Raw genomic sequence first — 25,389 nt, forward strand, 5'->3', positions numbered from 1 at the left:
GACTGCGCAGCAGTTGCCGGCAGTCGTCAAGCGAGGGCTGCTTCGCACCCCAGCGGGAGCAAGCTCCCTCGCCACAGGGCAGGAAGATTAATCTTCCTTGCCCTTGTTGCGCACCGCGCGCTGCAACTCGCGACCGGCGTCGCGCTCGCGTTCGGTATCACGCTTGTCGTATTCCTTCTTGCCCTTGCCCAGAGCGATCTCGCACTTGACCATGTGCTTGCTCCAGTACCAGGACAGGCATACGCAGGCGTAACCTTTTTGCTGCACGGCCGTGGCCAGTTTTTCCAGCTCGCGCCGGTTGAGCAGCAATTTGCGGGTGCGGGTCGGATCAGCGATGACGTGGGTGCTGGCGGTCATCAGTGGCGTAATGTGGCTGCCGAGCAGCCAGGCTTCGCCATCCTTGAGCAATACGTAACTGTCAACCAGTTGCAGCTTGCTTGCCCGCAGACTTTTTACTTCCCAGCCGGCCAGGACCAGACCAGCCTCGAACTTATGCTCGATGAAGTAATCGTGTCGCGCCTTTTTATTTTGCGCGATGGTCCCTGTTGGGTGTTTCTTCTGTTTAGCCATAGGGGCGGCATTATAGGGAGTTGCACGCGAGTCGGCTACGGTATCGCTACGTGCTTGAGCAGGTTGATTGAATCCCGGACAATGCGGCCTCTTTTTTGAACGCTTGGGCGTGATAACGATGTCGACAGACAAGGTTTCTGTCCACGGCAGTTGGGCTAGCCGCTGGGTCTTCATACTCGCCGCGACCGGTTCGGCCGTGGGCCTGGGTAGTATCTGGAAATTCCCGTACATGGTCGGTGTCTATGGCGGCGGCGCCTTCGTGCTGATGTTCCTGGCCTGTATCGCGCTGATCGGTGTGCCGGTCATGCTGGCCGAAACCCTGATCGGCCGTCGTGCACGTCAAAGCCCGGCCAACGCCTTGAAGGTATTGGCGCTGGAAGCCGGGCATTCGGGCAAATGGTCCTGGGGCGCATTCGCCGGGATGATCACGGCGTTGCTGATCCTGTCTTTCTATAGTGTGGTGGGCGGCTGGTCGCTGGATTACATCATCGACATGGGTCGTGGCGACTTCCAGGGTGCAACGCCTGATGAGGTCGGCGCTTATTTCGGCAATGTGATCGCTGATCCGTGGCGCCTGACACTTTGGCACACGATTTTCATGCTGCTATCGGCCGTAGTGATCGCCAAAGGCGTGGTCGCGGGGCTGGAACGCAGCTTGCGAATCATGATGCCGCTGCTGTTTGTGATGGTGCTTGTTCTGCTGGGCTACAGCATGACTACCGGGCATTTCATGGAAGGCGTGCATTTCATGTTCGACTTCCACCCGGAAAAAGTACTCGACGGTTTGCTGCCAGCCATGGGGCACGCGTTCTTTTCACTGAGCGTGGGCGTCGGTTCGATCATGATCTACGGCGCTTATATGCCAAAGAATTCATCGATTTCCGGCACCATCGTCGGCGTGGCACTGCTCGATACCTTCGTGTCCCTGGTGGCCGGTCTGGCGTTGTTTCCGATTGTGTTCGCTGGCGGCCTGAACCCAAGCGAAGGTCCTGGCTTGATGTTCGTCAGCCTGCCCTTTGCGTTTGGTAACGTAGCGTTCGGCCAGTTGATGGGCGTAGTGTTCTTCGTGCTCGTAGCGATTGCCGCCTGGAGTTCGGCGATTTCCCTGCTTGAGCCGATGGTGGCTTACCTGGTTGAGCGCACGAAAGTCAGCCGCGCATGGGTTACTTTTTGGCTGGCCTTCATTTGTTGGTTTGTCGGTCTGGGCACGGTGTTTTCCTTCAATATCTGGAAGGAAGCCAAGTTTTTCGTGAACGAAGGCGGGATGTTCCATCTCTATCAATGGGGCGCGGCCGGTGGCCTGGACTTCTTTGGTGTGATCGATTTCTTCACCTCGCGGATCATGCTGCCACTCGGTGGTTTGTGTTTCGTGGTGTTTGCAGGCTGGGTGATGGGCCGTGAAGCGGTACGCGACGAATTGTCGATCCGCAACCCTGCGCTGTTCGCCCTGTCCCTGTTCTTGATGCGCTATGTGGCGCCCATCGGCATTCTCGTAGTATTTGCCGCCCAGCTGTGGAAGTGACGCTGACATGACGACACACATTCAACGTTCGGCCCTGCTGCCGTATCCGGCGCAAGCGCTGTATGACCTGGTCAACGACGTGGCGCGTTACCCGGAATTTCTGCCGTGGTGCTCATCGGCCGAAGTCCTGGAGAGTTCTCCCGAGCATATGCGCGCTAGCGTCGGCGTGGCCAAGGGTGGTCTCAGCCAGCATTTCGTAACGCGCAACACGCTGGTGCCTGGGCATTCGATTGAGATGAACCTCGAAGAGGGGCCGTTCAATCAATTGCATGGCGTCTGGGTGTTCAAGCCCTTGGGCGAGAAAGCCTGCAAGATCAGTCTGGACCTGTCGTTCGATTACGCCGGGCCGATTGTGCGCGCGACCCTGGGGCCGTTGTTCAATCAGGCGGCCAATACGCTGGTGGATGCTTTCTGCCAGCGCGCCAAACAGATGCATGGTTGAGTCGATGATTGAGATTGAAGTGGTGTATGCCGCCGTTGATCGTCAAGTGCTCATGTCGGTAACTGTGCCGACAGGAACGACCGTGCGGGCGGCTTTGCTGAAGTCAGGCCTCGGCGAGGCGTTTTCCGAGCTGGATCTGGCCAGCTGTCCGGTGGGGATCTTCGGTAAAGTCATTGCTGATCCGGACAAACATCTTGTCCAGGCTGGAGATCGCATCGAAATATACCGGCCATTGCAGGCTGATCCGAAAGAAGTTCGTCGGTTGCGCGCAGCCAAAGCTGCTGAGGCCAAAACCCGGAATCAATGATTCGCTTAAATGCTGGACAATAAAAAACCCGGACATGCCGGGTTTTTTATTGCGTCGCAAATTATTGCGGCGAGGTTTCCAGAGGTTCTGGAGTCGGGACTGGAACGGTTTCTACACCGTCGACATCCTTCTGGATCTGGTCCAGCAACGAACCTGGCTTGACCGGTTTCTCCGGTTTCGGCGTCTCGACGTTTTCTGCTGGTGCAGCAACTGTAGTGCCGCTGTCCTTGCCGAGAATGGCTTCGTCGCGGCTCACGCCTGGCATGAAATCGCCAGAGAGGCTGACAAGTTGGTCATTTGGGTTGAAGATAACGCTAATGCGTTCCTGTTGGCGTTCACCGCCACCCGGTTGCAGGCTGTACAGATAATCCCAGCGATCGGCATGGAACGTGTCGGTCAACAGAGGGTTGCCCATGATAAACCGTACTTGCTTGCGGGTCATTCCCGGGCGTAACTGGTCTATCATGTCCTGCGTGACGACATTGCCCTGCTGGATGTCGATTTTGTAAACCCCGGGGAATGAACAACCGGCGAGTGCGAGCAGTCCCACAAAGGTGAAACTGGTTAGCAAGAGCTTGGTGTTTTGCATCGGTGGGCGACTTCCACTATCTTGGCTGGGACAACGTAAACGCCGATCATACCCGCATTAAGAGAAGCTGCGAAGCAGCATCGCGAGAAAGCTGACCATGGTTGAAAATAGCGAACTACGCAAAGCCGGCCTCAAAGTGACCCTTCCACGGGTCAAAATTCTGCAAATGCTCGATTCCGCCGAGCAACGCCACATGAGTGCCGAGGACGTCTACAAGGCGCTGATGGAGGCTGGTGAGGACGTCGGTCTGGCCACGGTTTACCGTGTCCTGACCCAGTTCGAGGCAGCTGGCCTTGTGGTGCGACACAACTTCGACGGGGGCCATGCGGTCTTCGAGCTGGACGACGGCAAGCATCACGACCATATGGTCAACGTCGAGACCAGTGAAGTGATCGAATTCTTCGACGAAGAAATCGAGCGACTGCAGAAAGCAATCGTCGACAAGTATGGCTTCGAGATGGTGGATCACAATCTCGTACTGTACGTACGCAAGAAAAAGTAAGCATGTCGCGCGAACTTAAGGTTCGCGAAACGAGCGAAGGCGACCCCAGGGTCGCCTTCGTGCTTTCTATCGATCTTAAATTTTTGCGGTGACGACCATTTTCCTGGCGTGAGCCAGAGATTCCTTTGTAAGGTCGATGCCTCCCAGCATTCGCGCGACTTCTTCGACACGATCGTTCTTGCTCAACTTGGCGACGGCTGTGTGAGTGGCATCTTCGCCGCGCACTTTGTGTACGAATAGATGTTGATGTCCCTGTGCAGCTACTTGCGGTAAGTGAGTGACTGTCAATACCTGCCCGCGCTCCCCAAGTCGACGCAACAACTGGCCTACGATTTCGGCGGTTGGACCGCCGATGCCCACGTCTACTTCATCGAACACCAGGGTCGGTACCCGGGAGGTTTGCGCGGTGATCACTTGAATTGCCAGGCTGATCCGTGACAGTTCGCCGCCGGATGCCACTTTTGCCAGCGCTTTCAAAGGTTGGCCCGGGTTAGCGCTCACCAGCAGCTCTACCTGCTCAAGACCATTGGGTAGCAGTTCATCGCTACTGTTGGGGCGCAGCTCGATAGTGAAGCGCCCACCAGGCATGCCCAGTCGCTGGATTTCATGCTCCACGGCGCTGGCAAGGCTGCTTGAGGCCTGATGACGCAAATCGCTGAGCTCGCGAGCCTTTTCCTGATAATGACGGGCATAGGAGGCCAGTTCATCGCTCAGTCGCTCGATGGATTCGTCATTGGCGTTCAGGGTTTCGATTTCATCCAGCAAGCGCTGCTGCATCTCGGCGACTTCGGTCGGCTGGATGCGGTGTTTGCGCGCCATGGTATAGATCGCATCAAGGCGCTCCTCCAGGTACTGAAGACGCGCTGGATCGGCATCGAAGTTGTCAAGGAAGCGGTTCAGTTCTCCCACGGCTTCTTCGACCTGGATCTGTGCGCTGGTCAGCAGGCTGCTGGCTTCGCCCAGGGCGCCAATCGAATTATTGACGCTCGAAAGGCGATTGAGGCTGGCAGTAAGGGCGTTCAGCACATTCCCGGAGTCACTTTCGCTGCATTGTTCGACCACTTGCCGACAAATGCCCAGCAGGGTTTCGGCGTTAGTCAGGTTCTTGTGTTCCTGTTCCAGCTGCTCCAGCTCATTTTCGCCGAGGCCGAGGTTTTCCAGTTCCTCGAGTTGATAGCTGAGCAATTGATGGCGGGCGCGCTGCTCATCGCCGGAATTGGAAAGACGTTCCAGCTCCAGGCGGGTCTGGCGCCAGCGTTGGGCGGCCAGATGTACCTGACGGGCAAGGTCTGTTGCACCCGCGTATTCATCGAGCAGGCGACGGTGTGTGTCGGTCTTGAGCAGGGATTGATGTTCGTGCTGGCTGTGGATATCGATCAGCAGTTCACCCAGGGCCTTGAGGTCGCCGAGGGGGCAGGGCGTGCCGTTGATGTAGCCACGCGAGCGCCCTTCGGCGGTGATCACCCGGCGCAGGATGCACGGGCCGTCGCTCTCCAGGTCGCGCTCGGCCAGCCAGGCACTGGCTTCTGGAATATCGACCAGATCGAAGGTTGCCAGGATATCGGCCTTGTCGGCACCGGGACGGACCACGCCGCTGTCGGCGCGATCGCCCAGGGTCAGGCCGAGGGCGTCGAGCATGATCGACTTACCGGCGCCGGTTTCCCCAGTGATCACGCTCATCCCGCGATCAAGTTCGAGATCGAGATGTTCAACGATGGCGTAGTTATGTACGGAAAGGTGCACCAGCATGAAGGCCGCTCCCAGGGTTTAGGTCTGGTTATTTATACAGTGTTTTGTTTCTGGCTGACAATGCCCTCCCTTAGCTCGATTTGCTTGGCCCGACGAAATCCTTAGTGCACCCAGGAATGACAATGCAGCTGTTTTTTGTAGGGTTAATAAATAAGCGCCCCTTGAAGCTGGATTTTGCGGCCCCATATAGCTGGGCAGAAGCGTGAGTTGAGCTCGCGGACGATATTGAAAGGAGAAATCTATGGCTGACGAACAGACAGTGGATACGCAAAATCTAGACGCAGATCAGGCTGCCCAGGATTCGGGTGATGAGCTGGCGGCTCGTATTCAAGTGCTCGAAGAGCAATTGGCTGGTGCTCATGATCAGGCTTTGCGTGTAGCGGCTGATCTGCAGAACGTCCGCCGTCGCGCCGAGCAGGATGTGGAAAAGGCTCACAAGTTCGCCCTGGAGAAATTCGCCGGTGACTTGTTGCCGATCATCGACAGCCTGGAGCGTGGTCTGGAATTGTCCAGCCCGGACGACGAAAGCATTCGTCCAATGCGCGAAGGCATCGAGCTGACCCTGAAAATGTTCCAGGACACCCTGAAGCGTTATCAGCTGGAAGCGATCGATCCGCATGGCGAACCGTTCAACGCCGTTCAGCATCAGGCAATGGCCATGCAGGAAAGCGCCGACGTCGAGCCGAACAGCGTGCTCAAGGTGTTCCAGAAGGGCTATCAGCTCAACGGTCGCCTGTTGCGCCCGGCCATGGTCGTGGTCAGCAAGGCGCCGGCACCGGTTTCGCCTTCGATTGACGAGCAGGCTTGAAATTAGCCGCAAGGCCCCCATTTAGAAGTCAAGCGTTTAAGTGCTACCGCAGTTAGCCACCACTGCTGCGGCAACCAAATCCAAAGTTTCGGGAGAGTTAACATGGGCAAAATTATCGGTATCGACCTGGGGACTACCAACTCCTGCGTCTCCGTGCTTGAAAACGGCGTAGCCAAAGTTATTGAAAACGCTGAAGGCACGCGTACCACGCCGTCGATCATCGCTTATGCCAACGATGGTGAAATCCTCGTTGGTCAATCGGCCAAGCGTCAGGCTGTGACCAATCCGCACAACACCCTGTATGCGGTGAAGCGTCTGATCGGTCGTAAGTTCGACGAAGAAGTCGTACAGAAAGACATCAAGATGGTCCCGTACAAAATCGCCAAGGCTGATAACGGCGATGCGTGGGTTGAAGTGAACGGCCAGAAAATGTCGCCGCCACAAATCTCGGCTGAAATTCTGAAGAAAATGAAGAAGACCGCCGAAGATTACCTCGGCGAGCCAGTGACCGAAGCGGTAATCACCGTTCCGGCCTACTTCAACGACAGCCAGCGTCAAGCCACCAAAGACGCCGGCCGCATCGCGGGCCTGGACGTAAAACGTATCATCAACGAACCAACCGCAGCTGCTCTGGCTTACGGTATGGACAAGGCGAAGGGCGATCACACCGTGATCGTTTACGACTTGGGCGGCGGTACTTTCGACGTTTCCGTGATCGAAATCGCTGAAGTCGATGGCGAGCACCAGTTCGAAGTTCTGGCCACCAACGGTGACACGTTCCTGGGCGGTGAAGACTTTGACATTCGCCTGATCGACTACCTCGTTGACGAATTCAAGAAAGAAAGCGGCATGAACCTTAAAGGTGACCCGCTGGCCATGCAGCGCCTGAAAGAAGCCGCTGAAAAAGCCAAGATCGAGCTGTCTTCGAGCAATTCGACCGACGTGAACCTGCCGTACATCACTGCAGACGCCACCGGTCCTAAGCACTTGAACGTGAAAATCTCCCGCGCCAAGCTCGAAGCGCTGGTAGAAGACCTGGTTCAACGCACCATCGACCCTTGCCGCATCGCTCTGAAAGACTCCGGCATCGACATTGGCGCCATCAACGACGTGATCCTGGTCGGCGGTCAGACCCGTATGCCACTGGTTCAGAAGCTGGTGACCGAGTTCTTCGGTAAAGAAGCGCGTAAAGACGTGAACCCGGACGAAGCTGTAGCCATGGGTGCTGCTATTCAGGGCGCAGTATTGGCCGGTGACGTGAAAGACGTTCTGCTGCTGGACGTTAGCCCGCTGACCCTGGGTATTGAAACCATGGGTGGCGTGATGACTGCGCTGATCGAGAAAAACACCACGATTCCTACCAAGAAATCGCAAGTGTTCTCGACTGCCGACGACAACCAGGGCGCTGTGACCATTCACGTGCTGCAAGGTGAGCGTAAGCAAGCCGCACAGAACAAGTCCTTGGGCAAGTTCGACCTGGCCGAGATTCCACCAGCACCACGTGGCGTGCCACAAATTGAAGTGACCTTCGACATCGACGCCAACGGCATTCTGCACGTAGGCGCCAAAGACAAGGCTACCGGCAAGACTCAGTCGATCGTGATCAAGGCCAACTCCGGTCTGTCCGAGGAAGAGATTCAGCAGATGATTCGCGATGCTGAAGCCAACGTCGACGCAGATCGCCAGTTCGAAGAGCTGGCAACCGCTCGCAACCAGGGCGATGCGCTGGTTCACTCGACGCGCAAAATGGTTGCAGACGCTGGCGATAAAGTGACTGCTGAAGAGAAGACTGCAATCGAAGCCGCTGTGGTTGCGCTGGAAGCCGCTGTCAAAGGCGACGACAAGGCCGCGATCGAAGCCAAGGTTGAAGAGTTGTCGAAAGTCTCCGCTCCAGTAGCGCAGAAGATGTACGCCGAGCAGGCTCAACCTGCTGAAGGTGCTGCACCGCAAGGCGAATCGGCCGAGAAGGCTGACGACGTCGTCGACGCTGAGTTCGAAGAAGTCAAAGACCACAAGTAAGTTGTTGGTCGGCCGGTTGACTGCCTTTAGGCGGTGACTGGTAGGATGTCGCCGCGCGGGGGCTTGCTCCCGCGTTGGCGTGTCTGGAGTTAGCGAATTTTTACAGCGTGCGACAAGGCTCGTGTGTTGGCGGTATGGCCGGAAATGCTCCTGCTTTTCGAGCCGAAAGTACTGCAATGAATCAAAGACCAGGATCGTTGAATTGACGTGAGTTGGGTCCGGGCCTGTATTGGGGCTCAACGAGTTTGGCAAGGCTCAGGAGGGGTTTGCCGAACGTCCTTAAGAGTGCAAAGACTTATGGCAAAGCGTGACTATTACGAAGTGTTGGGTGTTGAGCGCGGCTCTAGCGAAGCAGACCTGAAAAAGGCCTACCGTCGCCTGGCGATGAAGCACCACCCGGACCGTAATCCTGATGACAAAGCGTCGGAAGATATGTTCAAGGAGGCCAACGAGGCCTACGAAGTCCTGTCCGATTCCAGCAAGCGCGCGGCGTACGACCAGTACGGTCATGCCGGTGTCGACCCAAGCATGGGCGGCGGCGGTGCCGGGTTTGGCGGCCAGAACTTCTCCGACATCTTTGGTGATGTCTTCAGTGACTTCTTCGGCGGCGGTCGCGGCGGTTCTCGTGGCGGCGCTCAGCGTGGCAGCGACCTGCGTTACACCCTGGAACTGAATCTGGAAGAAGCGGTGCGCGGTACAACCGTGAATATCCGTGTTCCGACATTGGTCAACTGCAAGCCGTGCGACGGTTCGGGAGCCAAGAAAGGCTCCTCGCCGATCACTTGCCCCACCTGTGGCGGTATCGGTCAAGTCCGTATGCAGCAGGGCTTTTTCTCGGTGCAGCAGACATGCCCGCGCTGCCATGGCCAGGGCAAGATCATTTCCGATCCGTGCGACTCGTGCGACGGTCAAGGGCGTGTCGAAGAGTACAAAACCCTCTCGGTGAAAGTGCCGGCCGGTGTCGATACCGGTGACCGCATTCGTCTGTCCGGCGAAGGCGAGGCGGGGGCTCAGGGTGGTCCGACTGGCGACCTGTACGTGGTGATCAACGTGCGTGAGCACGCGATCTTCCAGCGCGACGGCAAGCACCTGTTCTGCGAAGTGCCTATCAGCTTTGTCGATGCTGCGCTGGGTGGTGAGCTGGAGATTCCGACCCTTGATGGTCGAGTCAAACTGAAAATCCCTGAAGGGACGCAGACCGGCAAGCAGTTCCGTGTTCGCGGCAAGGGCGTTGCGCCAGTGCGCGGCGGCGGTGCTGGTGACTTGATGTGTCGTGTGGCGGTCGAAACCCCGGTCAACCTGGGTCGTCGTCAGCGCGAATTGCTGGAAGAGTTCCGCAGTTCGCTGGCGGAAAACAACAGCCATTCGCCTAAAACCACGGGTTGGTTCGAAGGTGTGAAGCGCTTCTTCGGCGATTTGTAAGGAGTCGGCATGCGACGTATAGCTGTGATGGGCGCTGCCGGGCGCATGGGCAAGATTCTGGTCGAGGCGGTGCAGCAACGCGCGCCGCTGACCGGGCTGACGGCAGCCATCGTTCGCCCCGGCAGCACGCTGATTGGCGTGGACGCCGGTGAACTGGCCTCGCTGGGGCGTATCGGTGTTCCGTTGTCCGGCAATCTGGACGCGGTGGCTGATGAGTTCGACGTGCTGATCGATTTCACCCTTCCGGAAGTCATGCTGAAAAACCTGGCGTTCTGCCGTAAGGCGGGCAAGGCCATGGTGATCGGCACGACAGGGCTGGACGTCGCGCAGAAGCAGCTGCTGGCCGAGGCCGGCAAGGATATCCCGATCGTGTTCGCAGCCAATTTCAGTGTCGGTGTAAACCTGTCGCTGAAGCTGCTCGACATGGCTGCTCGTGTGCTGGGTGATGACGCGGATATCGAGATCATCGAGGCTCATCATCGGCACAAGATCGATGCGCCTTCAGGTACTGCTCTGCGTATGGGTGAAGTCATCGCAAGTGCCCTGGATCGTGATCTGCAGAAGGTTGCGGTGTATGGCCGTGAAGGTCATACCGGTGTTCGCGAACGTGAAACGATTGGCTTTGCCACTGTTCGCGGTGGTGATGTGGTCGGCGACCATACGGTGCTGTTCGCCTGTGAGGGGGAAAGGCTGGAGATCACGCATAAAGCGTCCAGTCGCATGACCTTCGCCAAGGGCGCGGTACGTGCTGCGTTGTGGTTGGACGGTCGTGAGCCAGGTCTTTATGACATGCAAGACGTCCTCGATCTGCGTTAAGATGCGCCCCGAAATCGGGTTCAAAGAGAGTGTTTGAGCCCGGTTTTACTCCGCCAAGCGACGTCCTGTCGCATTCCTCGGCCTTTAAGGCTCATTGGCGGTAGACCAAAAAAGCCTTTTTCTGTAAGCTACAGCTTTAGTGTGTCCACTAAAAGCGCGCAGAATAATTCGGTGAAGAAGCGGGGTGACGTGTCCATACGTCACTCCGCTTTTTTACAACCTGCGATCGCCCTTTCAGGCTTTATTTACGGGAGGTCTTCTTGACTAAGCCAGCCATACTCGCCCTTGCTGATGGCAGCATTTTTCGCGGCGAAGCCATTGGAGCCGACGGTCAAACCGTTGGTGAGGTGGTGTTCAACACCGCCATGACCGGCTATCAGGAAATCCTTACCGATCCTTCCTACGCCCAACAGATCGTTACCCTGACTTACCCGCACATCGGCAACACCGGCACCACGCCGGAAGACGCCGAGTCCGACCGCGTCTGGTCCGCGGGCCTGGTTATCCGTGACCTGCCACTGGTTGCGAGTAACTGGCGTAACACGATGTCTCTGTCTGACTACCTGAAAGCCAACAACGTTGTGGCAATCGCCGGTATCGACACTCGCCGCCTGACGCGCATCCTGCGTGAAAAAGGCGCGCAGAACGGCTGCATCATGGCCGGTGACAACATTTCAGAAGAAGCCGCCATCGCCGCCGCCCAGGGTTTCCCTGGCCTCAAAGGCATGGACCTGGCGAAAGTCGTCAGCACCAAAGAGAAGTACGAGTGGCGCTCGACTGTCTGGGATTTGAAAACCGACAGCCACGCGACCATCGAAGCCTCCGAGCTGCCGTACCACGTGGTGGCCTACGACTACGGCGTCAAGCTGAACATCCTGCGCATGCTGGTCGAGCGCGGTTGCCGCGTGACCGTAGTGCCTGCACAGACGCCGGCTGCTGAAGCGCTGGCCTTGAAGCCGGACGGCGTGTTCCTGTCCAACGGCCCTGGTGACCCGGAGCCTTGCGACTACGCGATCCAGGCGATCAAGGATGTGCTGGAAACCGAAATTCCGGTCTTCGGTATCTGCCTTGGTCACCAACTGCTGGCTCTGGCCTCCGGTGCCAAGACCCTGAAAATGGGGCACGGCCACCACGGTGCCAACCACCCGGTCCAGGACCTGGATACCGGTGTGGTGATGATCACCAGCCAGAACCACGGTTTTGCGGTAGATGAAACGACCTTGCCAGCCAACGTTCGCGCGATCCACAAATCGCTGTTCGACGGCACCCTGCAAGGTATCGAACTTACCGACAAGAGCGCCTTCAGCTTCCAGGGTCACCCTGAAGCCAGCCCTGGCCCGAACGACGTAGCACCCCTGTTCGATCGCTTCATCAATGAAATGGCCAAGCGACGCTAATCGCTCGCCGTGATGTAGCAAAGCTTGAGGGCGGTCCCGACACCGGCGGCCCCCTCAAGACTTCAAAGATTGAACAAGACGGCTTGCCGACTGACCTGCGGATTTGAGTGACAAACCCATGCCAAAACGTACAGACATTAAAAGCATCCTGATTCTCGGCGCTGGCCCGATCGTGATCGGCCAGGCCTGCGAATTCGACTACTCCGGCGCCCAGGCCTGTAAAGCCCTGCGCGAGGAGGGTTACCGCGTCATCCTGGTGAACTCCAACCCAGCGACCATCATGACCGACCCGGACATGGCCGACGCGACCTACATCGAGCCGATCAAGTGGCAGACCGTTGCCAAGATCATCGAGAAAGAGCGTCCAGACGCGCTGCTGCCAACCATGGGTGGCCAGACCGCTCTGAACTGCGCACTGGACCTGGAGCGCGAAGGCGTTCTGGAGAAGTTCGGCGTAGAGATGATCGGCGCAAACGCTGACACCATCGACAAGGCCGAAGACCGTTCGCGCTTCGACAAGGCGATGAAATCCATCGGCCTGGACTGCCCGCGTTCGGGTATCGCCCACAGCATGGAAGAGGCCAACGCGGTCCTCGAGAAGCTCGGCTTCCCGTGCATCATCCGTCCGTCCTTCACCATGGGTGGCACTGGTGGCGGTATCGCTTACAACCGTGAAGAGTTCGAAGAAATCTGCGCCCGTGGTCTGGATCTGTCGCCGACCAAAGAGCTGCTGATCGACGAATCCCTGATCGGCTGGAAAGAATACGAAATGGAGGTTGTCCGCGATAAGAAGGACAACTGCATCATCGTTTGCTCGATCGAAAACTTTGATCCGATGGGCGTGCACACCGGTGACTCGATCACCGTTGCTCCGGCACAGACCCTGACGGACAAGGAATACCAGATCATGCGTAACGCCTCGTTGGCGGTACTGCGTGAGATCGGCGTGGAAACCGGCGGCTCCAACGTCCAGTTCGGCATTTGCCCGGACACTGGTCGTATGGTCGTGATCGAGATGAACCCGCGTGTATCCCGCTCTTCGGCACTGGCCTCGAAAGCCACTGGTTTCCCGATTGCGCGCATCGCCGCCAAGCTGGCGATCGGCTACACCCTGGACGAACTGCAGAACGAAATCACCGGCGGCGCTACTCCTGCATCCTTCGAGCCGTCCATCGACTACGTCGTGACCAAGCTGCCACGCTTCGCCTTCGAGAAATTCCCGAAAGCCGACGCACGACTGACCACTCAAATGAAGTCGGTCGGTGAAGTCATGGCCATCGGCCGGACCTTCCAGGAATCCCTGCAGAAAGCCCTGCGCGGCCTGGAAGTGGGCGTTTGCGGCCTGGACGAGAAGCTCGACCTGAGCAACCCGGAAAGCATGAGCATCCTCAAGCGCGAACTGACCGTGCCGGGCGCCGAGCGTATCTGGTACGTGGCTGACGCCTTCCGCGCCGGCCTGTCGGTCGACGACATCTTCGGCATGAACATGATCGACCCGTGGTTCCTGGTGCAGATCGAAGATCTGATCAAGGAAGAAGAGAAGGTCAAGACCCTGGGTCTGGCCAGCATCGACCGCGACTTGATGTTCCGCCTAAAGCGCAAAGGCTTCTCTGACATGCGTCTGGCCAAGCTGCTGGGCGTGACCGAGAAGGCGCTGCGTCGCCACCGTCACAAGCTGGAGATCTTCCCGGTCTACAAACGCGTTGACACCTGCGCGGCCGAGTTTGCGACCGACACCGCCTATATGTACTCGACTTACGAGGAAGAGTGCGAAGCCGCACCGACGGGCCGCGACAAGATCATGATCCTGGGCGGCGGTCCAAACCGTATTGGCCAGGGCATCGAGTTCGACTACTGCTGCGTGCACGCGGCACTGGCCCTGCGCGCCGACGGTTACGAGACCATCATGGTCAACTGCAACCCGGAAACCGTATCCACCGACTACGACACCTCCGATCGCCTGTACTTCGAGCCAGTGACCCTGGAAGACGTGCTGGAAATCTGCCGCGTCGAGAAGCCAAAAGGCGTGATCGTCCAGTACGGCGGCCAAACCCCGCTGAAACTGGCTCGTGCCCTGGAAGAAGCTGGCGTGCCAATCATCGGCACCAGCCCTGACGCTATCGACCGTGCCGAAGACCGTGAGCGCTTCCAGCAAATGGTTGAGCGCCTGAACCTGCGTCAGCCGCCAAACGCCACTGTGCGCAGCGAAGACGAAGCAATTCGTGCCGCCGCCAAGATCGGTTACCCGCTGGTGGTTCGCCCGTCCTACGTACTGGGCGGCCGTGCGATGGAAATCGTCTACGAAGAAGAAGAGCTCAAGCGCTACCTGCGCGATGCGGTGAAAGTGTCCAACGACAGCCCGGTGCTGCTCGACCACTTCCTCAATTGCGCCATCGAAATGGACGTGGATGCAGTCTGCGACGGCACCGACGTGGTGATCGGCGCGATCATGCAGCACATCGAGCAGGCTGGCGTTCACTCCGGTGACTCCGCATGCTCCCTGCCGCCGTACTCGCTGCCTGCACACATCCAGGACGAGATGCGCGAACAGGTCAAGAAAATGGCCCTGGAACTGGGTGTTGTCGGCCTGATGAACGTTCAGTTGGCGCTGCAAGGCGAAGACATCTACGTCATCGAAGTCAACCCGCGCGCTTCCCGTACCGTACCGTTCGTGTCCAAGTGCATCGGTGTTTCCCTGGCAATGATCGCGGCTCGCGTGATGGCCGGTAAAACCCTGAAGGAAATCGGCTTCACCAAAGAAATCATTCCGAACTTCTACAGCGTGAAAGAGGCGGTGTTCCCATTCGCCAAATTCCCTGGCGTGGACCCGATCCTGGGCCCAGAGATGAAGTCCACCGGCGAAGTGATGGGCGTGGGCGACACCTTCGGCGAAGCGTTCGCCAAGGCCCAGATGGGTGCCAGCGAAGTGCTGCCGACCGGCGGAACTGCGTTCATCAGCGTGCGTGATGACGACAAGCCACTGGTTGCAGGCGTGGCGCGTGATCTGATCAACTTGGGCTTCGAAGTGGTCGCCACAGCCGGTACTGCCAAGCTGATCGAAGCCGCAGGCCTGAAAGTGCGTCGTGTGAACAAGGTGACCGAAGGTCGTCCGCACGTGGTCGACATGATCAAGAACGACGAAGTCACTCTGATCATCAACACCACCGAAGGCCGTCAGTCGATCGCTGACTCCTATTCCATTCGTCGTAATGCCTTGCAGCACAAGATTTACTGCACCACAACTATTGCTGCTGGCGAAGCTATCTGCGAAGCGCTGAAGTTCGGTCCCGAGAAGACCGTGCGCCGCTTGCAGGATCTACACGCAGGATTGAAGGCATGATCAAGTATCCAATGACCGTCAAGGGCGCGAAGGCCCTGGAAGAAGAACACGCTCACCTGACCAAGGTCGTCCGTCCGAAGCTCAGCCAGGACATCGGTACGGCCCGCGAGTTGGGTGACTTGAAAGAAAACGCCGAATACCACGCTGCTCGCGAGCAGCAAGGTATGGTTGAGGCGCGGATTCGTGACATTGAAGGCCGGATTCAGAATCAGGTCATCATTGATGTCACGACCATTCCTCACACCGGCAAAGTGATTTTCGGCACTACCGTTGAAATCGCCAATGTCGAGACTGACGAACGCGTCACTTACCACATCGTGGGTGAGGATGAGGCTGACTTCAAACTCGGCAAGATTTCGGTCGGCTCGCCACTGGCTCGCGCCTTGATAGCCAAGGAAGAGGGTGATGTGGTTGCCGTGAAAACGCCTGGCGGCGTTATCGAGTACGAGATTGTCGAAGTTCGCCACATCTAAACGCAGGCGCCCGCTACGTGCGGGCGCCATGCTTTGGCAGCTCGCTCAGATGTTATGGGTGGGTGGTCTGTGGCTGTTGCATATCGGTCTGCTGCCGGTGCTGGGCAAAATTGGCCTGGCGCCGCTGCTGATCGACGAAATTGCAGGCATGTTTGATGCGCTGATGGTGGGGTTCGCCGCAGCGTGTGTGATCTTTCAGGCTTTGGTGCTGGTTCAGGCCGAGGGCCTTGCCAGTCTATGGCGGGATATTCGCGGGCAACTGCTGCTGATGGCGCTGTATGCGTGTGCGATGTATGTCGCGGTGCGTATTGGCTGGCCGGATGCCGTGCGTTGGCAGGTGTTCAGCTATCTTGTCCTGGGTTTTTCCGGACTGGTGCTGGTGTTGCAGCCGGTGCCAGGGTGGGGTGCCAGGGTGCGCGAAGCACACCCTTGACCCTTGTCATCACTTGAAGCGATGAACGTTCGACAGCTGCTTGTTGACGCTGAAGTTCTTGCGGTAAATCAGTGCCATCTTGCCGATGACCTGAACCAGGTCCGCTTTGCCGACCTTGCACAGTTCTGCAATGTTCGCCAGGCGCGACTCGCGATCGAGGATGTTGAGCTTGATTTTAATCAGCTCGTGATCCGCCAACGCGCGTTCAAGTTCGGCTAACACACCTTCAGTCAAGCCGTTGTCAGCCACAGTCAAAACTGGTTTCAGATGGTGGCCAATGGATTTGTACTGTTTCTTCTGCTCTTGAGTGAGCGGCATAATCTGACCCCTGCGTCTGATCTTGTAAAAAGCGGCGGCCAGTTTACCCGAGCGAGTCCGGGACCGCCCAATTAATCACGACCCGTTTTATTTTCGAGGTGGCCTGTGGCCCGTTCCAAGACAAGCCTTAAGTGGCTGCAAAGACATGTCAATGATCCCTATGTGAAGCAGGCGCAGAAGGATGGTTACCGCTCGCGTGCGAGTTACAAGCTTCTGGAGGTCCAGGAGAAATACAAGCTGATCCGTCCGGGTATGAGCGTTGTCGACCTGGGTGCGGCGCCCGGCGGCTGGTCGCAGGTCACTAGTCGGCTGATCGGTGGTCAGGGGCGTCTGATCGCCTCGGACATCCTGGAAATGGACAGCATTCCGGACGTGACTTTCATCCAGGGTGACTTCACCCAGGACGAAGTGCTCGCTCAGATCCTTGAAGCCGTGGGTAATTCGCAGGTGGACCTTGTGATTTCTGATATGGCCCCCAATATGAGTGGTACGCCTGAGGTGGACATGCCAAAAGCCATGTTTCTATGTGAGCTGGCTCTTGATCTGGCGGCTCGGATACTCAAGCCGGGTGGTAATTTCGTGATCAAGGTGTTTCAGGGCGAAGGGTTTGATGCTTACGTGAAGGACGCTCGTCAGAAATTCGACAAGGTTCAGATGATTAAGCCGGACTCTTCCCGTGGCAGTTCCCGCGAGCAATACATGCTGGCTTGGGGTTATCGCGGCCGTAGTGAGTAAATCGAGGTTTTTTTGCGGGTCGATAGGTTTTTCGTATTTCGCCCCGTGAGCATTAGCGAATACTGTGTAGAAAGTGTTTCACAAAGGGTTACAGACGGCGCCTGCCAGAGCCGTAGGTAATGTAGTAAGTTAGGCCGGTGAATATCATGCGAAGCGCGCGCCATTAGCGGAGCTTGCTTCAGAGGGTAGTTAATTGAACGATATGGCAAAGAATCTGATCCTGTGGTTGATCATCGCGGCTGTCCTGGTGACAGTGATGAACAACTTCTCCAGCCCTAACGAGCCGCAGACCCTCAACTATTCCGATTTCATCCAGCAGGTCAAGGATGGAAAGGTCGAGCGCGTAGCGGTTGATGGCTACGTGATTACCGGCAAACGCAACGATGGCGACAGCTTCAAGACGATTCGTCCGGCAATCCAGGACAACGGTCTGATTGGCGACCTCGTGGACAACCATGTCGTAGTCGAAGGCAAGCAGCCTGAACAGCAAAGCATCTGGACTCAACTCCTGGTCGCTAGCTTCCCGATCCTGGTGATCATCGCCGTGTTCATGTTCTTCATGCGGCAGATGCAGGGCGGCGCCGGTGGCAAGGGCGGGCCAATGAGCTTCGGCAAGAGCAAGGCACGCCTGCTCTCCGAAGATCAGGTGAAAACCACCTTGGGTGACGTTGCCGGTTGTGATGAAGCCAAGGAAGAGGTTGGTGAACTGGTCGAGTTCCTGCGTGATCCGGGCAAATTCCAGCGTCTGGGCGGTCGCATTCCTCGCGGTGTGCTGATGGTGGGTCCTCCTGGTACCGGTAAAACCTTGCTCGCCAAGGCGATTGCCGGCGAAGCCAAAGTGCCGTTCTTCACCATTTCCGGTTCCGACTTCGTTGAAATGTTCGTCGGTGTCGGCGCCAGCCGTGTTCGAGACATGTTTGAACAGGCCAAGAAACACGCGCCATGCATCATCTTCATCGATGAAATCGACGCCGTCGGTCGCCACCGTGGCGCCGGCATGGGTGGCGGTCACGACGAGCGCGAGCAGACTCTCAACCAGTTGCTGGTAGAGATGGACGGCTTTGAAATGAATGACGGCATTATCGTCATCGCTGCAACCAACCGTCCGGACGTACTGGACCCTGCGCTGCTGCGTCCGGGCCGTTTCGACCGTCAGGTCGTCGTCGGTCTGCCGGATATCCGTGGTCGCGAGCAGATTCTCAAGGTTCACATGCGCAAAGTGCCAATGGGTGACGACGTCGCTCCGGCTGTGATCGCTCGTGGTACCCCTGGTTTCTCCGGTGCCGACCTGGCTAACCTGGTGAACGAGGCGTCGTTGTTCGCGGCCCGGGCTGGCAAGCGCATCGTCGAAATGAAAGAGTTCGAATTGGCCAAGGACAAGATCATGATGGGCGCCGAGCGCAAATCCATGGTTATGTCCGAGAAAGAGAAGCAGAACACCGCTTACCACGAGGCTGGCCACGCAATTGTTGGTCGTGTCGTGCCTGAGCATGATCCGGTCTACAAGGTGTCGATCATCCCGCGCGGACGTGCGCTGGGTGTGACCATGTTCCTGCCGGAAGAAGATCGCTACAGCCTGTCCAAGCGTGCATTGATCAGTCAGATCTGCTCGTTGTACGGCGGCCGTATTGCTGAAGAAATGACCTTGGGCTTCGACGGCGTCACCACCGGTGCGTCCAACGACATCATGCGTGCCAGCCAGATTGCACGGAACATGGTCACCAAGTGGGGCTTGTCGGAAAAACTCGGCCCGTTGATGTACGCAGAAGAAGAGGGCGAGGTTTTTCTCGGTCGAGGCGGTGGCGGTCAGGGTGCAAGCTTCTCCGGTGAGACAGCCAAGTTGATCGACTCCGAAGTACGCAGCATCATTGATCAGTGCTACGGCACGGCCAAGCAGATCCTCACCGATAACCGTGACAAGCTCGACGCCATGGCTGATGCCTTGATGAAGTACGAAACGATCGACGCTGATCAGATCGACGACATCATGGCGGGTCGTACGCCTCGTGAGCCTCGCGACTGGTCAGGCGGCGCCGGTAGCTCCGGAACGCCTCCGGTGGCACAGGATCCGCGTCCGGAAACACCGATCGGCGGTCCGGCTGCTGACGTTTAAGGTTTGAAATGACTTCTGTTCAGTCCTCGACCCGGTTGCCTTGCGGCAATCGGGTTCTTGATTTAGCCCTGACGCATGTCATGGGTATTCTCAATGTCACTCCCGATTCCTTCTCTGATGGCGGCCAATATAGCCAGCTCGATGCGGCCTTGCGTCATGCCGAGGCTATGGTGGCGGCTGGCGCGACGTTGATTGATGTTGGTGGCGAATCGACCCGGCCAGGTGCAAGGGTGGTTTCACCGCTGGAAGAGCTTGAGCGCGTAGCTCCGGTCGTCGAGCGAATTCACCGGGAGCTGGATGTCATTATCTCGGTCGACACTTCGACGCCAGCTGTGATGCGCGAAGCTGCACGACTTGGCGCAGGGTTGATCAATGACGTGCGTTCTCTGCGGCGCGATGGCGCTCTGGATGCGGCTGCGGCCACTGGCCTGCCAGTCTGTCTGATGCATATGCTCGGTGAGCCGGGCGACATGCAGGATAATCCGCAGTATCGGGATGTCACGAAAGAGGTGGGCGAGTTTCTCGCCGAGCGCATGGCTCAGTGTGCGTCGGTAGGAATTACAGCGGACCGGATCATCCTTGATCCGGGCTTTGGCTTCGCAAAAACCTTGCAGCACAATCTAAGCTTGTTCAAGCATATGGAAGCCTTGCATGCCTTGGGGCGACCCCTGCTGGTCGGGGTTTCGCGAAAGAGCATGATCGGTCAGGCTTTGAGTCGCCCGGTTGGCGAGCGTCTATATGGCGGTCTGGCGCTTGCAGCGCTGGCTTCGGTCAAGGGCGCGCGTATATTGCGCGTCCATGATGTGGCTGAAACTGTCGATGTGGTGCGAATGATCGCTGCAGTGGAATCAGCCGAATAAGAATGATGGAGTACTTATGACTAAGAAATACTTTGGTACCGACGGCATTCGTGGTCGGGTCGGCGAATATCCGATTACTCCTGACTTCATGCTCAAGCTCGGCTGGGCTGCGGGCATGGCGTTCCGCAAAATGGGCGCCTGTAAGGTATTGGTGGGCAAGGACACCCGGATTTCCGGATATATGTTCGAATCTGCGCTCGAGGCCGGACTTACTTCGGCGGGTGCCGATGTCATGCTCCTGGGCCCGATGCCGACACCGGCCATCGCCTACTTGACGCGTACTTTCCAGGCCGAAGCGGGCATCGTCATCAGTGCCTCGCACAACCCTCACGATGACAATGGCATCAAGTTTTTCTCCGGGAAAGGCACCAAGCTTCCCGATGAAGTAGAACATATGATCGAAGAGTTGCTCGACACGCCGATGACCGTGGTCGAGTCGAGCAAGATCGGCAAGGTATCGCGCATCAACGATGCTTCAGGTCGCTATATCGAATTCTGCAAAAGCAGCGTCCCTACAGGCACCAGTTTCGCGGGCCTGAAGATTGTGATCGACTGCGCTCACGGCGCGACCTACAAGGTGGCTCCGAGTGTATTCCGTGAGCTGGGAGCCGAAGTCGTTGTACTTTCTGCTCATCCTAATGGCCTGAACATCAACGAAAACTGCGGTTCGACCCATATGGAGCCGCTGCAAGCTGCTGTGTTGGCCGAGCATGCCGATTTGGGTATTGCCTTTGACGGTGATGGTGATCGTGTTCAGATGGTTGATCACACCGGTACAGTTGTCGACGGTGATGAATTGCTGTTCATCATTGCTCGCGACTTGCATGAGCGCGGCAAGTTGCAGGGCGGTGTTGTCGGCACGCTCATGAGTAACCTGGGGTTGGAGTTGGCCTTGGCGGATCTGGCGATTCCTTTTGTGCGGGCCAATGTTGGCGACCGTTACGTTATCTCCGAGTTGCTGGAGCGCAATTGGCTGGTGGGCGGTGAAAACTCCGGGCACATTGTCTGCTTCGACCACACCACCACCGGTGACGCGATTATTGCTGCATTGCAGGTATTGATGGCGCTGAAGACTCGCTCCGAGGGGCTTGCGCAATCGCGTCAGGCGCTGCGCAAGTGTCCTCAGGTGCTGATCAATGTTCGATTCGGCGGCGGTGCGAGCCCTCTTGATCACCCGTTCGTCACAGAGGCAAGCGAGCGCGTTACCCAGGCCATGGCTGGTCGTGGGCGCGTGCTGCTGCGCAAGTCCGGGACGGAACCGCTGGTGCGGGTCATGGTCGAAGGCGAGGACGAAAAACAGGTTCGCGGCTATGCCGAAGAGCTGGCAAAACTGGTTACTGAAGTTTCTGCCTGATTTCGGCTTGCCAGCCATGATTGTGTTGGGTAACATCTGCGCCCACTTTGACCGACGAGGTACAGCATGCGTCGCCCTATGGTAGCTGGTAACTGGAAGATGCACGGTACCCGCGCCAGCGTCGCTGAGCTGATCAATGGCCTTCGTCATCTGGCCTTGCCGAGCGATGTTGATGTTGCGGTATTCCCGCCTTTCTTGCATATCAATCAAGTGATTGATGGCCTGGAAGGAAAGTCGATTTCGGTCGGCGCGCAGAATTCTGCGGTGGAATCCATGCAAGGTGCATTGACTGGTGAGATTTCGCCGAGTCAGTTGGTAGATGCAGGTTGTTCCCTGGTGCTTGTCGGGCACTCCGAGCGCCGCCAGATAATGGGCGAGCAGGACGGAATGCTGATTCGCAAGTTCGCAGCGGCACAGGCATGTGGCTTGATTCCAGTGTTGTGCGTAGGGGAAACCCTTGAAGAGCGCGAAGCTGGAAAAACTCTTGAGGTTGTCGGGCGTCAGCTAGGCAGTATCATTGAGGAGCTCGGTGTTGGTGCTTTTGCAAAGGCAGTAATCGCTTACGAGCCGGTCTGGGCCATTGGCACCGGGCTGACTGCTTCGCCGCAACAAGCGCAGGATGTGCATGCAGCCATTCGCGCTCAGTTGGCGGCAGAGAATTCTGAGGTCGCACAAGGTGTGCGGCTTCTATACGGCGGCAGCGTGAAGGCGGCCAATGCGGTCGAACTGTTCGGCATGCCGGATATCGATGGGGGGCTCATTGGTGGGGCTTCCCTGAATGCAGATGAGTTCGGTGCGATTTGTCGCGCCGCGGGAAACTGAAAAAATGCTGGAAACAGTCGTAGTCGTTTTTCATCTGCTGGGTGCGTTGGGCGTAGTTGCTCTGGTATTGCTTCAGCAGGGTAAAGGTGCGGATGCTGGCGCGTCTTTCGGAGCAGGTGCTTCAAATACTGTGTTCGGAAGCCAAGGTTCCTCTACCTTTCTTAGTAAGTTTACTGCTATACTTGCCGCCGGTTTCTTCATAACCAGCTTAGGGTTAGGTTACTTTGCTAAAGAGAAGGCTCATGAGCTGACTCAAGTAGGTTTGCCAAATCCAGCAGTGTTGGAAGTTCCAAAGCAACAACCGGCTTCTGATGATGTACCGGTGCTTCAAGAGCAAAAGTCGGCTACTCCAGCGACTGACGTGCCTCCAGCTCAAGAGCAAAAGTAAGAAGAGTTTCAAACGTAGTATTGCCGAGGTGGTGGAATTGGTAGACACGCAACCTTGAGGTGGTTGTGCCCATAGGGTGTAGGGGTTCGAGTCCCCTTCTCGGTACCAATTATCAGGAGAGCCCGCAGTAGCGGGCTTTCTTGTAGGTGGAAGGTTACATTGACCCTGTCAGGGATCGGTCGTATACTTCCGCCCCAGCTTTGTCGCGGGGTGGAGCAGTCTGGTAGCTCGTCGGGCTCATAACCCGAAGGTCGTCGGTTCAAATCCGGCCCCCGCAACCAGTTTAAGGAGCCCCTTTTAAGGGGCTTTTTGTTAGCTGGACACTTTCAACGCCGCTGTTCGACGGCGTTTCAAGGATGGGCGTTTCGCCCATTTTTTTATTTTGCACAGCATGCACATACATGCACGAGGGGGTTCAGGTGTCGAGCAAGCTAGAAGAGTTGCAGGCCTTGCTGGCCCCGGTGGTCGTGGCCCTAGGCTATGAATGCTGGGGTATTGAGTTTTCGGCTCAAGGTCGCCACTCAATGTTGCGCGTTTATATCGATAAAGAGGGCGGTGTGCTGGTGGACGATTGTGCCATTGTCAGCCGTCAGATCAGTGGTGTTCTGGATGTTGAAGATCCAATCGCCGTTGAATACACCCTTGAAGTTTCCTCGCCTGGCATGGAACGCCCGCTGTTCACTATTGAGCAGTTTGCAAAATTTGCCGGTGAACAAGTGAAGATCAAGCTGCGCTCGCCTTTTGAAGGCCGACGCAACTTTCAGGGCCTTCTGCGCGGTGTAGAAGAGCAGGACGTCGTGGTGCAGGTAGAAGACCATGAGTTCCTGTTGCCGATCGATATGATCGACAAGGCCAACATTATTCCCAGTTTTGACTGAGACGCGGATCCCGCGGATCCAATGGCTTGCGAAAGGCGAGGCGTACGATGAGCAAAGAAGTACTGCTGGTTGTTGAGTCGGTATCCAATGAAAAGGGCGTACCGGCAAACGTAATTTTTGAAGCGTTGGAGCTGGCTCTGGCCACTGCTACCAAAAAACGTTTCGAGGACGAAGTCGATCTGCGTGTGGAAATCAATCGCCACACCGGTGCTTACGAGACATTCCGTCGCTGGACGGTCGTCGAGGAAGCAGACCTGGACGATCCGGCCATCGAAACCTGGCCGAGCAAGGTTGCCGAAACGCATCCTGGTGCTCAGGTTGGTGATGTAGTCGAAGAAAAGATCGAGTCCATTGAGTTCGGTCGCATCGCTGCGCAGACTGCCAAGCAAGTCATCGTGCAGAAAGTTCGCGAAGCCGAGCGCGCTCAAGTCGTTGATGCCTATCGCGAGCGCCTGGGGGAGATCATCTCCGGCACCGTGAAGAAAGTGACCCGCGACAACGTGATCGTCGACCTGGGCAACAACGCCGAAGCGTTGCTGGCTCGTGAAGACATCATTTCTCGCGAAACCTTCCGGGTTGGCGTGCGCCTGCGTGCGCTGCTCAAGGAAATCCGCACCGAGAACCGCGGCCCGCAGCTGATCCTGTCGCGTACCGCGCCGGAAATGCTGATCGAGTTGTTTCGCATCGAAGTGCCGGAAATCGCTGAAGGCCTGATCGAAGTAATGGCAGCATCCCGTGACCCGGGTTCGCGCGCCAAGATCGCGGTCCGCTCCAAGGACAAACGCATCGACCCGCAAGGCGCTTGCATCGGTATGCGCGGTTCGCGCGTCCAGGCAGTGTCGGGTGAGTTGGGCGGTGAGCGTGTGGACATCGTCCTGTGGGACGACAACCCGGCTCAGTTTGTAATCAATGCAATGTCGCCGGCTGAAGTGGCGGCAATTATCGTTGACGAAGATGCCCATGCAATGGACATCGCCGTTGGCGCAGACAATCTGGCTCAGGCCATTGGTCGAGGTGGTCAGAACGTGCGTCTGGCTAGCCAGTTGACTGGCTGGACCCTGAACGTGATGACCGAATCGGACATCCAGGCTAAGCAGCAAGCAGAAACCGGCGACATCCTGCGCAACTTCATCGACGAGCTGGAAGTCGACGAAGACCTGGCACAGGTGCTGGTAGATGAAGGTTTCACCAGCCTGGAAGAGATTGCCTACGTACCGTTGGAAGAAATGCTCAACATCGACGGCTTTGACGAAGAAACCGTCAACGAGCTTCGCGCTCGCGCCAAGGATCGTTTGTTGACCAAAGCCATCGCTACTGAGGAAAAGCTGGCAGACGCCCATCCGGCCGAAGACCTGCTCTCGCTTGAGGGTATGGACAAGGATTTGGCGATGGAACTGGCGGTGCGCGGCGTAATTACCCGCGAAGACCTGGCCGAGCAGTCTATTGACGACCTGCTCGACATCGACGGCATTGACGATGATCGTGCCGGCAAGTTGATCATGGCCGCCCGAGCCCACTGGTTCGAGTAATTA

Annotated in this window: 24 protein-coding genes and 2 tRNA genes; 22 read left to right on the plus strand and 4 right to left on the minus strand. The window is 57.3% G+C overall.

What is annotated here, in order from left to right; genetic code table 11:
- Positions 1-87: 87 nt before the first annotated feature.
- Complete coding sequence (gene smpB / locus BLW70_RS09010; RefSeq protein ID WP_008149046.1) at positions 88-570, minus strand: SsrA-binding protein SmpB; 483 nt, start codon at positions 568-570, stop codon at positions 88-90.
- Positions 571-688: 118 nt separating this feature from the next.
- On the opposite strand from smpB, the gene BLW70_RS09015 reads away from it, so the two are divergent.
- From BLW70_RS09015 to BLW70_RS09025, 3 genes are read left to right on the plus strand one after another with little or no spacing between them, the layout of a single operon-like run.
- The gene (locus BLW70_RS09015; protein ID WP_074873646.1) at positions 689-2,092 is read left to right on the plus strand and encodes a sodium-dependent transporter; all 1,404 of its coding nucleotides are present in this window, start codon (positions 689-691) and stop codon (positions 2,090-2,092) included.
- A gap of 7 nt (positions 2,093-2,099) precedes the next feature.
- Entirely contained in the window at positions 2,100-2,534 is a 435-nt protein-coding gene (locus BLW70_RS09020) for a type II toxin-antitoxin system RatA family toxin (RefSeq protein ID WP_033058141.1), read from the plus strand.
- Entirely contained in the window at positions 2,527-2,841 is a 315-nt protein-coding gene (locus BLW70_RS09025) for an RnfH family protein (protein WP_074873648.1), read from the plus strand. The genes BLW70_RS09020 and BLW70_RS09025 overlap by 8 nt, the downstream gene beginning before the upstream one ends.
- A 61-nt stretch (positions 2,842-2,902) precedes the next feature.
- On the opposite strand, the gene BLW70_RS09030 is transcribed toward BLW70_RS09025, so the two are convergent.
- Entirely contained in the window at positions 2,903-3,430 is a 528-nt protein-coding gene (locus BLW70_RS09030) for an outer membrane protein assembly factor BamE (protein WP_074873650.1), read from the minus strand.
- A gap of 97 nt (positions 3,431-3,527) precedes the next feature.
- On the opposite strand from BLW70_RS09030, the gene fur reads away from it, so the two are divergent.
- A complete protein-coding gene (fur, locus tag BLW70_RS09035; protein WP_003197684.1) occupies positions 3,528-3,932 on the plus strand; it encodes a ferric iron uptake transcriptional regulator in 405 nt (134 codons plus the stop codon).
- Between the two features lie 75 nt (positions 3,933-4,007).
- Here fur and recN read toward each other — a convergent pair whose 3' ends face one another.
- Complete coding sequence (recN, locus tag BLW70_RS09040) at positions 4,008-5,681, minus strand: DNA repair protein RecN (RefSeq protein WP_074873652.1); 1,674 nt, start codon at positions 5,679-5,681, stop codon at positions 4,008-4,010.
- Between the two features lie 241 nt (positions 5,682-5,922).
- Here recN and grpE point away from each other — a divergent pair, with 241 nt between their 5' ends.
- The 8 genes from grpE to BLW70_RS09080 all read left to right on the plus strand — a co-directional run bounded on the left by grpE (position 5,923) and on the right by BLW70_RS09080 (position 16,389).
- Positions 5,923-6,489 carry a nucleotide exchange factor GrpE gene (gene grpE / locus BLW70_RS09045; protein WP_074873654.1) on the plus strand — a complete coding sequence of 189 codons (567 nt, stop codon included), beginning with the start codon at positions 5,923-5,925 and terminating at the stop codon, positions 6,487-6,489.
- A 102-nt stretch (positions 6,490-6,591) separates the two neighbouring features.
- Positions 6,592-8,508, plus strand: a complete 1,917-nt coding sequence (dnaK, locus tag BLW70_RS09050) for a molecular chaperone DnaK (RefSeq protein WP_074873656.1) — start codon at positions 6,592-6,594, stop codon at positions 8,506-8,508.
- Positions 8,509-8,805: 297 nt separating this feature from the next.
- On the plus strand, positions 8,806-9,930 hold the full coding sequence (gene dnaJ / locus BLW70_RS09055; protein ID WP_074873658.1) for a molecular chaperone DnaJ: 1,125 nt from the start codon (positions 8,806-8,808) through the stop codon (positions 9,928-9,930).
- 9 nt (positions 9,931-9,939) lie between these two features.
- Positions 9,940-10,746: a 4-hydroxy-tetrahydrodipicolinate reductase gene (gene dapB, locus BLW70_RS09060; RefSeq protein WP_074873660.1), complete on the plus strand. Its 807-nt coding sequence runs from the start codon at positions 9,940-9,942 to the stop codon at positions 10,744-10,746.
- A 260-nt stretch (positions 10,747-11,006) separates the two neighbouring features.
- Positions 11,007-12,143 carry a glutamine-hydrolyzing carbamoyl-phosphate synthase small subunit gene (carA, locus tag BLW70_RS09065; protein ID WP_074873662.1) on the plus strand — a complete coding sequence of 379 codons (1,137 nt, stop codon included), beginning with the start codon at positions 11,007-11,009 and terminating at the stop codon, positions 12,141-12,143.
- Positions 12,144-12,261: 118 nt separating this feature from the next.
- Positions 12,262-15,483: a carbamoyl-phosphate synthase large subunit gene (gene carB, locus BLW70_RS09070; protein WP_074873664.1), complete on the plus strand. Its 3,222-nt coding sequence runs from the start codon at positions 12,262-12,264 to the stop codon at positions 15,481-15,483.
- Positions 15,480-15,956, plus strand: a complete 477-nt coding sequence (greA, locus tag BLW70_RS09075; RefSeq protein ID WP_019651075.1) for a transcription elongation factor GreA — start codon at positions 15,480-15,482, stop codon at positions 15,954-15,956. Before carB ends, greA begins: the two co-directional genes overlap by 4 nt.
- A gap of 28 nt (positions 15,957-15,984) precedes the next feature.
- Positions 15,985-16,389: an MFS transporter gene (locus BLW70_RS09080; RefSeq protein WP_074873667.1), complete on the plus strand. Its 405-nt coding sequence runs from the start codon at positions 15,985-15,987 to the stop codon at positions 16,387-16,389.
- Between the two features lie 9 nt (positions 16,390-16,398).
- On the opposite strand, the gene BLW70_RS09085 is transcribed toward BLW70_RS09080, so the two are convergent.
- Entirely contained in the window at positions 16,399-16,707 is a 309-nt protein-coding gene (locus BLW70_RS09085) for a YhbY family RNA-binding protein (RefSeq protein ID WP_008005472.1), read from the minus strand.
- Between the two features lie 105 nt (positions 16,708-16,812).
- On the opposite strand from BLW70_RS09085, the gene rlmE reads away from it, so the two are divergent.
- The 10 genes from rlmE (at position 16,813) to nusA (ending at position 25,386) form a co-directional block, all read left to right on the plus strand.
- Positions 16,813-17,442, plus strand: a complete 630-nt coding sequence (gene rlmE, locus BLW70_RS09090) for a 23S rRNA (uridine(2552)-2'-O)-methyltransferase RlmE (protein WP_008005470.1) — start codon at positions 16,813-16,815, stop codon at positions 17,440-17,442.
- Positions 17,443-17,644: 202 nt separating this feature from the next.
- The gene (ftsH, locus tag BLW70_RS09095; RefSeq protein ID WP_074873669.1) at positions 17,645-19,555 is read left to right on the plus strand and encodes an ATP-dependent zinc metalloprotease FtsH; all 1,911 of its coding nucleotides are present in this window, start codon (positions 17,645-17,647) and stop codon (positions 19,553-19,555) included.
- Positions 19,556-19,563: 8 nt separating this feature from the next.
- Entirely contained in the window at positions 19,564-20,415 is an 852-nt protein-coding gene (folP, locus tag BLW70_RS09100) for a dihydropteroate synthase (RefSeq protein ID WP_074873671.1), read from the plus strand.
- A gap of 16 nt (positions 20,416-20,431) precedes the next feature.
- Entirely contained in the window at positions 20,432-21,769 is a 1,338-nt protein-coding gene (gene glmM / locus BLW70_RS09105) for a phosphoglucosamine mutase (RefSeq protein WP_074873675.1), read from the plus strand.
- Positions 21,770-21,835: 66 nt separating this feature from the next.
- Positions 21,836-22,591, plus strand: a complete 756-nt coding sequence (gene tpiA, locus BLW70_RS09110; protein ID WP_074873676.1) for a triose-phosphate isomerase — start codon at positions 21,836-21,838, stop codon at positions 22,589-22,591.
- A gap of 4 nt (positions 22,592-22,595) precedes the next feature.
- A complete protein-coding gene (secG, locus tag BLW70_RS09115) occupies positions 22,596-22,979 on the plus strand; it encodes a preprotein translocase subunit SecG (RefSeq protein ID WP_030128079.1) in 384 nt (127 codons plus the stop codon).
- Positions 22,980-23,001: 22 nt separating this feature from the next.
- Positions 23,002-23,087, plus strand: a tRNA-Leu gene (locus BLW70_RS09120).
- A 96-nt stretch (positions 23,088-23,183) separates the two neighbouring features.
- Positions 23,184-23,260: transfer RNA gene (locus tag BLW70_RS09125), tRNA-Met, on the plus strand.
- Positions 23,261-23,398: 138 nt separating this feature from the next.
- Positions 23,399-23,857, plus strand: coding sequence for a ribosome maturation factor RimP (gene rimP, locus BLW70_RS09130; protein ID WP_010463487.1), 459 nt, complete (start codon positions 23,399-23,401; stop codon positions 23,855-23,857).
- 47 nt (positions 23,858-23,904) lie between these two features.
- On the plus strand, positions 23,905-25,386 hold the full coding sequence (gene nusA, locus BLW70_RS09135; RefSeq protein ID WP_008024459.1) for a transcription termination factor NusA: 1,482 nt from the start codon (positions 23,905-23,907) through the stop codon (positions 25,384-25,386).
- Positions 25,387-25,389: the final 3 nt, after the last annotated feature.

The sequence above is a fragment of the Pseudomonas frederiksbergensis genome, from assembly GCF_900105495.1.
GTDB lineage: Bacteria > Pseudomonadota > Gammaproteobacteria > Pseudomonadales > Pseudomonadaceae > Aquipseudomonas > Aquipseudomonas frederiksbergensis.